This is a genomic window from Staphylococcus edaphicus (assembly GCF_002614725.1).
GTDB classification, from domain to species: Bacteria; Bacillota; Bacilli; order Staphylococcales; family Staphylococcaceae; genus Staphylococcus; species Staphylococcus edaphicus.
This window is the reverse complement of sequence record NZ_MRZN01000001.1, coordinates 198,168-214,890: the sequence shown is the minus strand read 5'-3', so window position 1 is coordinate 214,890 and position 16,723 is coordinate 198,168. Positions and strand designations below refer to the sequence as shown.

Here is a 16,723-nt window from a genome sequence, read left to right as displayed (position 1 = left end):
TAAATATGTTCAACCATAATGAACCTTGTTGTTGGTATAGCATTAATTATTTTTTATAAGCTAATAGTTGTTTTACACGTTTCATATCTGATTTGCTTACTAATGATGCTTTACGTAATTTACGTTTTTGTTTAGTACTCTTGTTTGCAAATAAGTGAGATGTGAAAGCTCTAGAACGTTTTAATTTACCTGAACCAGTTCTTTTAACACGTTTAGCTGCTCCACGGTGTGTTTTCATTTTAGGCATGATTCATTTCCTCCTGTAATATCAGTTATTATTTTTCGTTAATTGGACTTAACATGATGAACATTTGACGTCCATCCATTTTAGGTCTTTGCTCAATAGTAGCGATATCTTTGCATTCTTCTGCAAATTTTTCTAATACACGTTGACCAATTTCTTTATGCGTAATCGCACGACCTCTAAAACGGATTGAAACTTTACATTTGTCACCTTTTTCCAAGAATTTACGTCCATTTTTCAATTTTGTTTGGAAATCATGTTCCTCAATTGTCGGACTTAAACGAATTTCTTTAAGGTTAATTGTTTTCTGTTTCTTTTTCATTTCTTTTTCTTTTTTCTGTTGTTCGAATTTGTATTTACCGTAATCCATAATTCTAGCAACAGGTGGTTTAGCATTCGGAGCCATGATGACTACATCTAAACCTACACGCTCTGCCATTTCTAGAGCTTCATTTTTAGTTTTAACACCAATTTGTTCTCCGTCTTGACCGATTAAGCGTAGTTCTTTTGCACGAATCTTTTCGTTAACTTGAGTTTGATCTTTTGCTATGGTTGACACCTCCAAGATTTTTACGAAATTATCCCAAGCAAAAAGAGCGAGTATACAATATACCCGCTCTTCTCTACACATGACAATGCCATGTATATATAAGACCTGCCAACTGCCTTCAGCGTCGCAACAGGTGAGAAGCGGGAGCTTCTTCTTGGTTCGTTTCGTATTCAACGTTACCTATCTTATCAATAATACGTAGACAAGTCAACCACTTTTTTATTATTTGTTTATTTCTTCCATATCAACATCTTGGCGTAAATCAACTTGTTCTAATGGAACGATTTTAGTTTTATAACGCACTTTATGGTATATGAAGAACGCCAAGAATACTGGAATACCCATATATGTGATTACAAATCGATTCAAATCAAAGTTCCCTGTCTTAATAAAATCAACATCTTGACCAATGATTACAAGCACGCACAACACTCCGGCGAATATTGGTCCGAATGGGAACAATTTCGCTTTATATTTTAATTTTGATTTATCATAATTCTGTTTGTCAAACGCTTTTCTAAATCTAAAGTGACTCACAGCAATACCTACCCATGCTATGAAACCAGTCATACCACTTGCAGCAACAATATACTCATATGCGTCACCACTCAAGTGTTGTAATACAAATATTGCGATCACAATTAGCGCTGTAACAATTAACGAAACATACGGCACACCATTTTTATTTGTTTTACCAAATAGTGGATAAGCAAGTTTATCTTTACTCATTGAATACAGCATTCTTGTTGATGCGTACATACCTGAGTTTCCTGCTGATAGTACGGATGTTAAGATGACTGCATTCATAAATGAAGCTGCGAACGCCAACCCTGCATTTTGAAATACTAATGTAAATGGCGAAGTAGAAATATCATCTCCACCGCCCATAAGCGCAGAACTATCATACGGAATAAGCATGCCAATAACGAAGATAGCAAGTATATAAAAGATTAATATTCTCCAAAATACTTGTTTAATCGCTTTTGGTACTGCTCGTTCTGGATTTTCAGATTCACCAGCCGTAATACCTATTAACTCAGTACCTTGGAATGAGAAACCTGCTACTAAGAACACACCTAAAATTGTTAGTAAACTACCACCTAGACCATCGCCTAGAATAGGACCTCCGCCTTTAGTAAATGTTTCAAATCCTACAAATTCTCCTCCCATAATACCAAGTATGGTTAACAGGCCAATTGCAATGAAAATAATTACTGTGACAACCTTAATTAACGCAAACCAATATTCACTTTCTCCGTACACTCTAACAGATAAAGCATTAAGTCCAAAGATAATAATTAAGAATAGACAACTCCAACTCCAAGCCGGTATCCCAGTAAGCGGTGTCCAATATTGAATAACTTGCGCAGCTATCGTAACATCAGCTGCAACCGTGATAACCCAGTTAAACCAATAGTTCCACCCCAAAGCAAAACCTAATGACGGATCAACAAAACGTGTCGCATACGTGCTGAAAGATCCTGATACAGGTAAATATGTCGCCATCTCACCTAATGATGTCATAAGGAAAAAGACCATCGCTCCGATAATTGCGTATGCTAATAGTGCACCAAGTGCTCCAGCATCGTGAATCGCACCACCAGAGGTCATAAATAATCCAGTCCCTATACATCCCCCGATAGCAATCATGGATATATGACGATCTTTCAGTCCCCTTTTAACTCCATTATTTTGTTCCTCTTGATTTCCCATAGAAGCTTCCTTTCTTTAAATTTAGAGGCCAACGTTCTATATGATTAATATAATACGTATACAGTTAACAACACTTAGGTACATGTTTAGAAATACAAACACATTGCGCTAAATTTTAGTTCTATTCCGTTACTGTATATTTTATAATCATTTAACCAAAACAAAATGGTTGCATACCCATTAGATATGCAACCATTTTAATAATAGCATTTATATAGGTAGCACATCACATATGTGACAGTCCAGCTCCTTTCGGCAACTGTCCCAACCTGTACTGTAAATGGCCAATACAAGCTTCGGCATTTTCACCTTTCGTGTATCCAACATACGCCCCAGATGGCTTCTGAATCACTACTCTTTGAAAACGCAACCTCTAACTCAAATTTAATTTTATTTTAATTACTCACTAACCAGTAATATACACGATTTTAAGAAGACTTTCAAGATTATCTTTGTTTTTTCAATCTTATTTCATCAACTAAGTTCCAAATGAATTCATCTTTTTCAAGCGTTTCTTGATCTTGAGAACCATACTTTCTTACGTTCACTTCTTTATTTTCTACTTCTTTATCACCAACTACGAGTTGATATGGTATTTTTTGCATTTGCGCTTCTCTGATTTTATAACCCATTTTTTCATTACGGTCATCAATTTCGACACGTACACCCTGTGATTTCAATTCATCTTGAATAAGTCTTGCATAATCATAATGTAAATCAACATTAACAGGAATAATTTCTACTTGTTTTGGCGCTAACCATGTAGGGAACGCACCTTTAGTTTCTTCTGTTAAGAAGGCAACAAAACGTTCCATTGTCGATACAACACCTCTATGAATTACGACTGGTCGATGCTGCTCACCATCATTACCAATATATGTCAAATCAAACTTTTGTGGTAGTAAGAAATCCAGTTGTGCTGTAGATAACGTTTCTTCTTTACCCATAGCTGTTTGAACTTGTACATCGAGTTTCGGACCATAAAATGCCGCTTCACCAATTGCTTCTTCATAGTCTAATCCGAGTTCGTCCACCGCTTCTTTCAACATGCTTTCAGCTTTATTCCACATGTCGTCATCATCAAAGTATTTCTCTTTATCTTCTGGATCTCTGTAACTTAAACGGAAACTATAATTTTCAAAACTGAAATCGTCATACACATCAATGATTAAGTTCACTACACGTTTAAACTCTTCTTTGATTTGATCTGGACGTACAAAGATATGAGCATCATTCAATGTCATACCACGCACACGTTGTAATCCTGATACTGCACCACTAGCTTCATAACGATGCATTGTTCCTAATTCGGCAATTCTAATTGGCAACTCGCGATAAGAATGTGGTTTGTTAGCATAAATCATCATATGGTGTGGACAGTTCATCGGTCTTAGTACCATCTCTTCATTTTCATCCAACTTCATAGTTGGAAACATATCCTCTTGATAATGATCCCAGTGACCTGATGTTTTATATAAATCAACATTTGCCATTACCGGAGTGTATACATGATCATACCCCATACTCACCTCTTTATCGACTATATAACGCTCAATTTCACGACGAATTGTAGCACCATTTGGTAACCATAGTGGTAAACCAGCGCCTACTAATTGATTGTTTGAAAATAATTCCAAATCTTTACCTATTCTACGGTGATCGCGTTCCTTTCTTTCTTCAAGCATTTGTAAGTGTGCTTTTAAATCCTTTTTATCAAAGAATGCTGTGCCATAAATACGTTGTAACATTTTATTATTGCTATCACCGCGCCAATATGCGCCAGCAGTAGATAATAATTTAAATTCTTTAATTTTTGAAGTTGAAGGGACGTGAACACCACGACATAAATCTGTAAATTCTCCTTGTGAATACAATGTGACATTTTCATCTTCAGGAATCGCATCTATCAATTCTTGTTTATAAGGATCATCCGAGAAAAAGGCTTTTGCTTCATTTCGAGAGACGACTTTGCGCTCAATCGGATGATTTTCGTTTACGATTTGTTTCATTGTTTTTTCTATTTGTTCGAAATCATCGGAAGATATCTTTTCTTCCATATCAAAATCATAATAGAATCCACCTTCGATAACAGGTCCAACACCAAAATGAACATTACCATACAAACGTTTTAACGCTTGTGCCATTAAATGTGCTGTAGAATGACGCAATACTTCCAAAGCTTCTTCAGAACCTGGAGTCACGATTTCTATATCTCCATCACTTTCAATGGGTCTAGTTAAATCGATAAGTCGTCCATTTACTTTGCCCGCTACCGCTTTTTTTCTTAATCCTGGACTAATAGATTGTGCAATATCTTCTGTTGTTGTTCCTTTATCAAATACCTTTGTATTACCATCTGGAAATTTTATATTAATTTGATCCATCTCACATGCCTCCTAATTTATTCAAGCTCTCAAATCATCACGAACCGCTCAAAGATGTTTATGTAGAAATACAAAAAAACCCCATCCCTAAAAGGGACGAGGTCTTCGTGGTACCACCCTAAATTAAAGTCACTTAGCAATTAACTATTGGCAACTTTACTCTACATAAGATAACGGTCTTGAGCCGGATACTTATTACAGTATCATTGACGAAGTAGTAATCAATAATGTCACCTACCAATTCTCAACAATTATTGGCTCTCTGTGAGGTAATCATTTATCCATCGTGTCTCCGTTTTATTTCGTGTGATTTAGATTTAATTATATTATACAACATTTATTTTAAATTTCAATCGTTCCGATAATTTTTTCCTTCTAGGTAGTACGGATCGGAAAGTGTCTTAATCCGTTCCATAATTCTAGCAGCTTTTGTCTTTTCGGTACCATCTCGTGTAACTGATAAATGATATTCTAATTCTTCAAAGCTTAAATTTGAACTAAAAAAGGTTGGTAGCTCTTGAACCATTCTATAATGTAACAACGGACCAATCACTTCATCTCTTGCCCATGGTGTAATTTCTTCAGCACCAATATCGTCTAGCATAAGTATATTCGCTTCTCGCACTCTGGCTAGTTTTGATTCAAAACTACCATCCTTAAATCCGCCTTTTAATGAACGAATAAATTCAGGTAAATAAACAATAGTAGAAGGTATTTTTTCAGTTTTTAATTGATTCGCGATTGCACCAAGTATAAATGATTTCCCAGTACCAAACGGTCCATATAAATATAAACCTTTCACTTGCGATTGATGATTAGTAATCTTATCACAAATTTGATTTGCAGCCATTGCTACATCTAACCTATCTCTTCTATCCATATAGATATCTTCCAACTTAGCATTCAGCGTATCTCGTTGCATGTGGTGTGAAGTAATTAAATGTGCATTGAATTTTTCTTCATCATATTTGATTTTACATGGACATGGTAGATATCGAATCTTTATATGCTTGTTTTCTACATATAATTCAGGTATGTGACCTTTCACAAAGTTAGGACAGTCTTTATATGCATGGCCATCATAGTGTTTTCTTTGATCTTTATATTCTTGTAAAATGTTTAAGTCCTCATCAATCATTGCATTTGTTAATTCAGACTTATGTGATTCTAAAAACTGCTTAACGTCTGGGTCATTGATAACAACTTTTTTTATTTTTTCTATGCGTTTTGATAAATCATCTGATTCACCCATAATATGGTTGAAAGATTTCATTTATTTGTCCTCCTTCCATCTGTTTTTTAATTGATTAAGAAATTGTTCCCTATCTTTTTTTAGTGTTTCATCGTCCTCGCCCTTAGTTTGCGTATTCGTTTCATTTTTATCTCTTTCTTCCAACCATTTCGGTGTCATTTCTCTAGATGCTAATTGTTTCTGTTTAAAATAAGGTTTATTGGATTGCGTTTCTTTCTTCGGTTGGTTAACTTTGATGGCATAATCATAAGCTTGCGCCGCTGTTTTAATGCCTTTTTTCTTCCAATTCGATGCTATTTCAAATATATATGATTTTGGTAGCTTCATATCTTCTTTCAACATTACAAATTGTAATAGTATATTAATCACACCAAACGACAAATTTTCACGCTCTATAAGTTCTTCAATCATATATTTTTGTTGCATGGTTGGTTCAGATTCTGACCAGGATGCAAGCATATCAATTGGACTTGTTTCTTCCAATTGTTTGAGCCAGTCATTATTTTCGTTTTCTGATTGGTCCTTTTGATTATCTATTTTTTGATCAGATATGTTTTCAGGTTTAACCTTTAAAGTAGGTAATTGCTGTTCATGTTCCATTAGATAATAACTTCTTGCATGTTTACGCAATTCTTCAAAAGAAAGTGTTTGTGCACTGGTGATTGATTTTAAAATAATGCGTTTCATCGCCTCGGGTGTTAAGCCATATAATGTAGCAATTTGTGTAATTAACGCTTTCGCATCTTTATCTATGATTTCAGTGCTTATAAAATGATTTTGCAATAAATCATATAATGTTTCAAAATCAAACTCGACTCGGCTGAGGTTTAAACCTTCATATGTTGCTTCATCTATTATTTGTGATGTATCATTTTCATAAGCTTTATTAGGCACTTTAAAGACATCTGTAAAAGTACGGGTCACATCTTGAAATTGATTTAGATCAATGTGTATTTTACTTTCAAAATGTCGTTTTAATTGTTGATAACGCTGTTTACTGACCTCACTATATAAATAAATGGACAACATAGGATCGTTAAAAAACTGTTTTGCTGAAGGTGGTTGAACCAACTCATAAATAAATGTTGAATATTGTGAATTATGGTTAACAAATGATTTAACAAGACCAATTCCTTCTAATAAGTCCATTTCTTTTCTGAAATCTAACAGATTTATTTTCAATTCACTCATAACTATATAATGAGTTAGAACGGTGTCTGGTTCTAACTCAGCAAATTGATTTAAATAATGATACAAACCAGTTGCATTCGATCCAATCATTGGCGTAAACAACCTATTCAAGATTTCTAAATGATTATTGTTTATAGTAAAATTACGAACAACACTAAAATTATCATGTGGTCTTAAACCATAATCAAATGATTGTAACCCCATTAGGAATCACTCCGTTTGTTTTCTGCTAATATACCTTGCATAGATTGTAATAATTGGTCTACATCTTTAAATTCTTTATAAACGGATGCAAACCTTACATATGACACTTGGTCTACATGCATTAATAAATTCATGACATGTTCACCAATTTCTCTTGATGAAATTTCAGCATGACCTTCGTCACGTAACTTCCATTCAACATTATTCGTAATATCTTCTAATTGTTGATAACGTACAGGTCTTTTTTCACAAGAACGCACTAACCCATTTAATATTTTTTCTCGTAAAAATTGCTCACGTGTACCATCCTTTTTAACTACGATCAATGGCCTTTTTTCTATATGTTCAAAAGTTGTAAATCTAGTCCCACACTTTTCACATTCTCTTCTACGTCGAATCGCATTAACTTCATCTGCATGTCTAGAGTCTACAACACGAGAATGAGTCGAATTACATTTCGGGCATTTCATCGAATTATCACCCTCTCTATTTGATTACCTTTCATTATACTATAAATATGTATGTCACAAAAGATTCGCTATTACACTTAGTCTATATCCTAATAAAAGTTAATATGATAGTCCATGTTATAAGTACATTTTTCAATTGTACTTAGTATAAAATAATGGGTGATTGTGAAATGGATAAATGTAATTGGGAATGCTATCAATAAATAATAAAAAACACCACACAACGTAGTCATTCATTTAAGAAACTACAGTGTGTGGCGTTTTGAATTTAAACAACTATTTGTTTACTGTTTGTTGTATTTAAAAGCTAATTTGCTACAGCAGCTACATCATTTTTTAGCAATTGGCCAATTTGTGCAGCTACATCTACTACTCTATTAGAATAGCCCCATTCATTATCATACCATGCGATAACTTTGACTTTATTATCACCCATTACCATCGTGCTTTGCGTATCTATAATTGCTGAATGTGGATTCGTATTGAAGTCCATTGAAACAAGTGGTGCATCTTCAGTAGATATAACCCCCTGTAAGTCATAATCCTTAAATGCTTGATTTACTTGTTCAGCTGTTACGTTTTCCTCTAAATCAACTACCAGATCAACTAGTGAAACATTCTTCGTTGGCACGCGTAAAGCCATACCATGTAATTTGCCTTCTAATTCTGGTAATACTTCTTTCAATGCCTTTGCAGCACCTGTTGAAGTAGGAATAATACTTTCATTACAAGAACGTGCACGTCTTAAATCTTTATGCGGGTTATCAATATTATTTTGATCATTTGTAATTGCATGAACAGTTGTCATTAAACCATTTTGAATTCCAAATTGATCGTTTAATACTTTTGCTACTGGTCCGATACAGTTTGTAGTACATGAAGCATTACTATAGATATCAAATTTTTCTATATCTAATTGATCATTATTCACGCCTTTAACAATCATCTGCACATCTCCACCTTTAGATGGCCCAGTTAGTAATACTTTTTTAGCACCTGCTTTAATATGAGCAACAGCTTTATCCCCATGATTAAATTTACCAGTTGCCTCAATAGCAATATCGATATTTAATTGTTTCCAAGGTAAATTTTCAGGATTTCTGTCAGAAACTAATTGGATTTTGTGGTCACCAACTTTAATTCCAGATTCTATAGGCTCAACTTTATAATCGTAAGCACCATGTGTTGTATCATAATTTATTAGGTGAGCAATTGTTTCGGGCGGGTAACTTGCATTAATCGCTACTACATTTAAATCATTATTTTTAAGCGCGATTCTCAATACCATTCTTCCTATTCTACCCATTCCGTTAATTGCAATATTTGTCGTCATTCGAAGCACCCCTCGTTTTAGTGTTATACTTTATGGAAATAGTATAACATAAATATTCAGAATAGAAAGCGTTTTCTTTAGAAAATATAACAGATTTATTAATAAACTTTTATATTTTCTAAAGAACTAAGATTAACTTTTAAAAATTCTGAATATGTCATTACTTATGCTTAAAGATATTACAAAATCAAAGCTTATAAAAAATTGCCACCCAACGATAATATCGTTGGTGGCAATTGAAAATTTTTATAATACATCTTCAGAATAACTTTCAATGTAGCCTTCTTCTAATAATAAATTTTCTAAATTTTGTTTTAGTTCTAATTTTGTGTCCCGGTTATCTATTACATGATCTGCCATTCTACGTTTTTTATCTATAGAAATTTGACTGTAGACGCGTGCTTTTGCGTCCTCCATTGAAATATCATTTCGTTCCATCAATCTGTCAATTTGTATACTTTCAGACGTATAAACTAACCAGACCTCATCTACCGTATCTTGTAAATCATTTTCAAACAATAATGGTATGTCCATAATGACATTATACCCTTCATTGAGGTATTGTTCTTTTTCTTTTTCCATTATATCTCGAACAATTGGGTGAACAATTGCATTTAATTCTAACCTTTTTTCAGGCTGATTAAATACAACTTCACCTACATAAGACCTATTCATTTCTCCATTTTCATCAATTGCTTCTTCTCCAAAGGCTTCTTTAACTCGCTCCAGGCCTTTTGTACCTTTTTCAACTGCTTGACGTGATGCAATATCTGCATCCACAACTTTAAAGCCATGTGCAGTTAATAGTTCTGATACCGTAGATTTTCCTGATGCGATACCACCAGTTAGTCCTATAACTTTCGGCATATTCTCACTCTTCCTTTATTGTTGGCAAGTAGGACAAAAATGACTATTTCTTGTTGCAATTACTTGTGTTGCAATGTCATCTCCGCACACTTTACAAACTTTTTGTTTATACACGTTGAGGTGTTGTTGCATCGTACCAGTGCTACCATCAGCATGACGATAGTCTGAGATACTCGTTCCACCATATTTTATACCCGCTTCTAGTACTTCTCGAACATAATAAAATAATATTTCTCTTTCTTGATTATTCAAACTTTTTGATACTCTAGCTGGGCGAATACCGGCTCTAAATAATGCCTCACATGCATATATATTGCCGCAACCTGAAATCACTCGATGATCCAAAATCATTTGTTTGATTGGTTTATTTTGATACAGTTTTTTATCAAACCACCCCAAGTAATGATTCATAGCATCTTGATCAAAAGGTTCAGGTGCAATTTCTAAAAATGAGGGATATTCCTCAAATGATGCTACATTTCTAATTTCTCCAAAACGACGTATATCTGAATACACGAGTAATTTATCATTATCTAACTTGAAAATAACATGCCAATGTTTGCGATAATTCGGCACATTTATATCTTCAATCTTATCCACGACAAAGAATCCGCCAGCCATTCCTAAATGACTAATAAGTATTCTATGATCTCCCTGTTTTTCTAAATAAAAAAGAATGTACTTACTTTTTCTTTCAATATCTTGTATTGTATAATGCTCAGTGAATTTTTTAAATGTATCTAACTCCATACCTTTAATGATTGTTTCGCGTTGATTGGCTTTTCCTTCTTGTACTTTATCAGAAAAAATAATGGATGCTATGTTTTGTCCTTTTACAAATGGCTTAATTCCTCTTGTTACATGTTCTACTTCAGGTAGTTCAGGCACTCGTTTACCTTCTTTCTATTTTGCATCATACCACGTTTCTCCATAACTAGACTCAACTTTAAGTGGCACGTCTAATTCTAATGCGTTGTCCATAATATTTTCTATAAATTCTCCAAATGTTTCTACTTCTTCTTTAGGTAATTCAAAAATTAATTCATCGTGAACTTGCAATAATAATTGGGCATGGAAATTTGTATGTTTAACTTCATTTGCGAAATTGACCATCGCTAATTTGATAATATCTGCTGCACTACCTTGTATAGGTGTATTCATAGCTGTTCTTTCTGCAAAACCACGTAAATTAAAATTTCTACTCGTAATATCCGGAATATAACGACGACGATGTAATAAAGTTTCTACGTATCCCTGCGCTTTACAATCTTTAACAATATCTTCCATATATTGTTTCACCCCAGGAAAACTGTCTAGGTAATCATCAATAAATTGTTTTGCTTGTTTACGTGTAATACCTAAGCTTTGACTCAGCCCATAATCACTTATGCCATACACAATACCAAAGTTAACCGCTTTTGCTTGTCTACGCATAATACTATCAACTTCATCTGGTTGCACATCAAACACTTTCATAGCAGTTGCTGTATGAATATCTTCATCATTAATGAATGCTTGTTTCATACTCTCGTCTTGCGTAATATGTGCAAGTACACGTAATTCAATTTGTGAATAATCAGCAGAAAATATCACATTATTTTTGTCACTTGATTTAAATGCTTTTCTTATTCTACGACCTTCTTCTAATCGAACAGGTATATTTTGTAGGTTTGGATCAATAGATGACAATCTACCTGTTTGAGCGAGTGTTTGATTAAATCGTGTATGAATACGGTTGTCTTCACTGATAACTTTTTGAAGTCCTTCTACGTAAGTTGATTGTAATTTTGAAAGTGTTCTATATTCTAAAATATAATCAATGATAGGATGTTGACCTTGTAATTGTTCTAGCACATCTACAGCTGTAGAATAGCCTGTTTTGGTTTTTTTAATAACAGGCAATTCGAGCGTTTCAAATAACACTACACCTAATTGCTTAGGTGAGTTAACGTTAAATGGTTCACCGGCTGCTTCATAAATATTGTCAATGAGAACATCGAGTTTTAGTTGTATTTCTTTTTCCATTTCTTGCAAATCACTAGCAACGGTATAAATACCTGTTTCTTCCATTTTACTTAAAATCCGAGCTAATGGTAATTCCAAATCATCTAATAAATTGGTTTGATTATATTCTTTTAACTGGGATTGCATTTTGGGTTTAGCTTTATTAATCGCTTCAATTATCGTTGCGACATGATGATTTAAAACATCATCTTCAGGTACATGTCTTTTTTTACCTTTCCCGTATACTTCAACACTTTCCTTCACATAGTATTGTCCATAATTTGTAACCACAGAATTCACATCATCAATAGTACGTGATGGGTCAATTATATAACTTGCAAGCATGGCATCAAATACGATGTGTTTAATGGCTATATCTAAACGGTGAGCAACAATATATGATTTTTTAGCATCATAGACATTTTTTTCAGTTATCGAACTTTCTAACCAGTTAATTAATTCGGGATAATCATGTATTTTTTTAGCATCGATAACTATATGATGCGAACCGTCATATAGCGCAAATTTTAATATCTCATCCTTTAAATAATTCGAACCATTCAATTCGAAATGAATTGTGGCTTCTGTTAAATCATTAAAATCGACATGAGTGAAATCAGACGAGATTGCTATTTCCATTTTTTCAGTAGAGGAGTTACTACCATCCACATCAATTTGATCTAATAATTGTTTAAATTCAAGCTTTTTGAAGATATCAATTTTTGCTGTTAAATCTGGATTTTCAGGTAATTTCGTATCTTCTAGTGCCACTTCTAATGGGCTATCACAATTAATAGTGGCTAGTTCTTTACTCATTAATGCATCTGCTTTACTATTTTCAAGTTTTTCTTTTAATTTTTTACCTGAAACTTCTTCAATATGTTCATAAACGTTTTCCACTGTAGAAAATTGTTTTAATAGTTTAATGGCTGTCTTTTCACCCACACCTGCTACACCTGGGATATTATCTGATGCATCACCCATTAAGCCCTTCATGTCTATAATTTGATTTGGAACTAAACCATCATATTTCTCAGCAATAAACTCTGGCGTATAGTGATCCACCTCGGTTACGCCCTTTTTCGTATAATAAATTGTTACATCATCTGTAGCTAACTGTGTCAAATCTCGATCACCAGTAACAATAATTGTTTCAAATTTAGCGTGATTAGCCTCTTTACTTAATGTTCCAATAATATCATCGGCTTCATAATTTTCTAATTCATATCGTTTAATTTGATATGCATCTAACAATTGTCGAACATATGGGAATTGTTCACTAAGTTCGGGTGGCGTTTTTTGACGCCCACCTTTATATTCACTATATTTATCGTGTCTAAATGTCGTTTTTCCTGCATCAAATGCAACAAGAAAATGTGTAGGCTGTTCTTCTTTAATTATTTTTTCAAGGAACATCGCAAAGCCATAAACGGCATTGGTATGTATACCTGCCTTATTTTGCAAAAGTGGTAAAGCGTAAAATGCTCTAAAGCTCAGACTATTACCATCTATTAAGACTAATTTATTCAATGTTTTAACCTCCAACACATATTTATATTTATTTTAGCACAAATAGCTAGCGTAACAGTATCGATACGTCATATTTGCTTGTTACATATATTTAGCTAAATAAAAAAGACGGTCAAATACCTTTTGAGGTGATTTGACCGATATAAAAGTTAACTACAACTATTTTTTAAATTATAGCATGATTCGCTACGTTATTCGAAGAAAGTAACCCTAAATGTTGATCCTTCATTTGGTTGGCTAAAGACATTAATTCGTCCATTGTGCGCTTCCATAATATGCTTAGTAATTGAAAGACCTAGACCAGTACCACCTGAATCTCTACTTCTCGCTTTATCTACACGATAAAATCTTTCAAAAATATGTTGCTGATCTTCTGCACTGATACCAATACCAAAATCTTGTACCTCCATGATACGTTTATTCGCCTCTTTATAAACACGGACGATGACGTCGCTAGATGATTTGGAATAACTCACAGCATTAGATATTAAATTCAAAGCAACTTGAGACACCTTATCTTTATTCGCATCAATCACAATATCTGGGTTAATTTTATTAACAATTGTTATCTGTTTATCTTCCGCAATATGCTGCATATGCTTAATTGTATTTTCTGCAATTTCTGAAAGACTTACATATTCAGTTTCGATTTCCGTTTGTTGCTCAACATGTGACAAATCTAATAAATCAAAAACCAACGTTTCAATTCGGTCCGATTCTTTAGAAATTATTTTCAAGAATTCATTTAATGTCTGTTCATCGTTTTTAGCACCATCTAATAGCGTTTCTGCAAACCCTTTAATAGACGTAATAGGTGTTTTTAATTCATGTGATACATTAGCAACAAACTCACGTCTTAAATTTTCTAGTTTTTTAAGATTCGTAATATCATGTAACACAATAACCATACCGTAAAGATTTTTCTTTGTTTTTGAAAGAATAGGTACACAAGCTGTATCAAAATATTTTTGATGAACTTGATCAATCGTTAATTCAATTTGGTCGTAAATTGGTTTTTCCACTTTAAAAGCTTCAGTGATAAGTTTTTGTAGTTTCAAATCTACAAAGCCAACATAGCTTTTATGTTCAACTACTTCATCAGGTGTAAAGACATTATAAAATGACTTATTTGCCACAACAATTTCACCATATTTATCAATCATCAGTATAGAACTTGGTATATTTTCTACAGTTGTCTTTAATCGATTTGATTGAAGTTTCTGCTTATGGTTCAACCTTTGTAATCTTCGAGCAAGTTCATTTGTCGTTACAAACAATTCTCTTGTCTCTTTGACATTGCTTTCTGGTACTCTTACGTGATAATACCCTTCTGCCAAAAGATTAGTTGCATATGTAACTTCATTAATCGGTCTAATATAAGTACGATTGATACTTCTAACAACTAAAAATATAATAACGATTACAAATAAACCAATAAGCCCAATATATTTCCACATTTGTATCTGCAATTCTAATATCTCATTATTTATACCACTTAAATAAACATCTTTGTCATCAATTGATGTTTTAAATGTAAATCTGCGATCATCATTTTGCTTATCATAAATCAACCTAGAGGGATTTGCTTCATTTTTAATATCATTATTGATTTGAGTTCCTTGATTTGTGGAAAACAAGACATCGTTACTTTCTACTATATTGACAGTAAGTTTTTCGCTTTTAGCAATATCAATCATTTCACTTTCTTTACTATTTTTATACAAGTTAACAAGATGTTCTGCTTGATGTTCTAAGTCACCTTCTTGAGATGTAGAGACTGTATTATAAATAGCATGTGTGATGATTGCACCTAAAGCTAAGAAACTAATAATAACGATGGTACATAATAAAAATAATAGTCGTTGATGAAACTTCAACATTAGACTTTAGGTCTATCCAATTTATAACCTAAGCCACGAACTGTTTTAATTAGTTTAGGTTGCTTTGGATTTTCTTCTAATTTGTCTCTTAAATGACTTATATGTACATCCACAATTCTAGAATCACCAGCAAATTCATAATTCCATACAGAGTTGAGCATATGCTCGCGCGTAATTACTCTGCCTTGTCTTTCTATTAAATATAATAGTAATTCAAATTCTTTAGGCGTTAGCTCTAATAATTCATCATCTTTATATACTTCAAAATATTCAGGTCGGATTCTAATCGATCCTATGATAATATCATCTTCATCATTCTCAACTGGAACTGCTTCATTTACAATAGCAGACCTTCTTAATATAGCTTTCACTCTCGCAACTACTTCCCTAGGTGAAAATGGTTTAGTCATATAATCATCTGCACCTAATTCTAAACCTAAGACACGATCAAACTCATCATCTTTAGCCGTCAGCATAAGAATAGGTACTAGATTTTTTTCAGTCCGAATAGATTTACAAACTTCAATTCCATCTTTTTGGGGAAGCATTACGTCCAAGACAATCAATTCTGGGTTTGTAGCATGTACCTTTTCCAATGCCTCTTCTCCATCATAGGCAACTTCTACTATGTATCCAGCTTGTTCTAAATTATATTTTAACAAGGTTACAATTGATTGCTCATCATCTACTACAAGTACTTTTTGTGACATAGTATACCTCCATATTTGTTTTTACAAATTAATTATAACTTAAATTTTAATAAAAATAACATAGTTTAAAATGATTTAACATAAACTTTACAATGCATCTAATATCGACCTATGTAAATATTTTTTGAAACTTTTGTAATTTTGCTATAAACAAAGTGTTGCGCTTTTTGTAACTATGTTGATAGTTGCTATCAATATATTGAGTTAATAGAATCTTAACATTATATACATAATATGAACACCTTAACGTTATGTTTTAATGCATGACTACTTGTCTTAATCATTGTTTCATTACAACCTTGATACATAACATATGACATCTATAATTAGTTTCAAATGTATTGATATAAAAAAGACGAAATTCTATCGTTAAGAATTTCGCCTCTTGTAT

Annotated in this window: 13 protein-coding genes, 1 riboswitch and 1 other annotated feature; all 13 genes read right to left on the bottom strand. The window is 33.1% G+C overall.

All coding sequences use genetic code 11. The annotated features are described in order from the left end of the window. Positions 1 to 46: 46 nt before the first annotated feature. Entirely contained in the window at positions 47 to 247 is a 201-nt protein-coding gene (gene rpmI / locus BTJ66_RS01235) for a 50S ribosomal protein L35 (RefSeq protein ID WP_002483064.1), read from the bottom strand. A gap of 28 nt (positions 248 to 275) precedes the next feature. Continuing rightward, positions 276 to 803, bottom strand: coding sequence for a translation initiation factor IF-3 (infC, locus tag BTJ66_RS01230; protein ID WP_099089239.1), 528 nt, complete (start codon positions 801 to 803; stop codon positions 276 to 278). A 23-nt stretch (positions 804 to 826) separates the two neighbouring features. Continuing rightward, positions 827 to 956 (bottom strand) — a sequence feature (ribosomal protein L20 leader region). 60 nt (positions 957 to 1,016) lie between these two features. Continuing rightward, positions 1,017 to 2,507, bottom strand: coding sequence for an amino acid permease (locus tag BTJ66_RS01225; protein WP_099089181.1), 1,491 nt, complete (start codon positions 2,505 to 2,507; stop codon positions 1,017 to 1,019). Positions 2,508 to 2,718: 211 nt separating this feature from the next. Then, a riboswitch (Lysine riboswitch) is annotated at positions 2,719 to 2,891 on the bottom strand. Positions 2,892 to 2,953: 62 nt separating this feature from the next. Further along, a complete protein-coding gene (gene thrS / locus BTJ66_RS01220) occupies positions 2,954 to 4,891 on the bottom strand; it encodes a threonine--tRNA ligase (RefSeq protein WP_099089180.1) in 1,938 nt (645 codons plus the stop codon). 349 nt (positions 4,892 to 5,240) lie between these two features. Further along, positions 5,241 to 6,164: a primosomal protein DnaI gene (gene dnaI / locus BTJ66_RS01215; protein WP_099089179.1), complete on the bottom strand. Its 924-nt coding sequence runs from the start codon at positions 6,162 to 6,164 to the stop codon at positions 5,241 to 5,243. Then, a complete protein-coding gene (locus tag BTJ66_RS01210) occupies positions 6,165 to 7,538 on the bottom strand; it encodes a replication initiation and membrane attachment family protein (RefSeq protein WP_099089178.1) in 1,374 nt (457 codons plus the stop codon). Continuing rightward, a complete protein-coding gene (nrdR, locus tag BTJ66_RS01205; RefSeq protein ID WP_099089177.1) occupies positions 7,538 to 8,008 on the bottom strand; it encodes a transcriptional regulator NrdR in 471 nt (156 codons plus the stop codon). The genes BTJ66_RS01210 and nrdR overlap by 1 nt, the downstream gene beginning before the upstream one ends. Before the next feature lie 307 nt (positions 8,009 to 8,315). Then, a complete protein-coding gene (gene gap, locus BTJ66_RS01200) occupies positions 8,316 to 9,341 on the bottom strand; it encodes a type I glyceraldehyde-3-phosphate dehydrogenase (RefSeq protein WP_099089176.1) in 1,026 nt (341 codons plus the stop codon). Between the two features lie 246 nt (positions 9,342 to 9,587). Next, a complete protein-coding gene (coaE, locus tag BTJ66_RS01195; protein ID WP_099089175.1) occupies positions 9,588 to 10,208 on the bottom strand; it encodes a dephospho-CoA kinase in 621 nt (206 codons plus the stop codon). A 15-nt stretch (positions 10,209 to 10,223) separates the two neighbouring features. Continuing rightward, entirely contained in the window at positions 10,224 to 11,096 is an 873-nt protein-coding gene (gene mutM, locus BTJ66_RS01190) for a bifunctional DNA-formamidopyrimidine glycosylase/DNA-(apurinic or apyrimidinic site) lyase (protein WP_099089174.1), read from the bottom strand. 15 nt (positions 11,097 to 11,111) lie between these two features. Continuing rightward, the gene (gene polA / locus BTJ66_RS01185; RefSeq protein ID WP_099089173.1) at positions 11,112 to 13,742 is read right to left on the bottom strand and encodes a DNA polymerase I; all 2,631 of its coding nucleotides are present in this window, start codon (positions 13,740 to 13,742) and stop codon (positions 11,112 to 11,114) included. 191 nt (positions 13,743 to 13,933) lie between these two features. After that, positions 13,934 to 15,622: a two-component system histidine kinase PnpS gene (pnpS, locus tag BTJ66_RS01180; protein ID WP_099089172.1), complete on the bottom strand. Its 1,689-nt coding sequence runs from the start codon at positions 15,620 to 15,622 to the stop codon at positions 13,934 to 13,936. Beyond that, positions 15,622 to 16,332 (bottom strand): response regulator transcription factor, encoded by a 711-nt coding sequence (locus BTJ66_RS01175; protein WP_099089171.1) that lies wholly within the window; start codon positions 16,330 to 16,332, stop codon positions 15,622 to 15,624. Before BTJ66_RS01175 ends, pnpS begins: the two co-directional genes overlap by 1 nt. Positions 16,333 to 16,723: the final 391 nt, after the last annotated feature.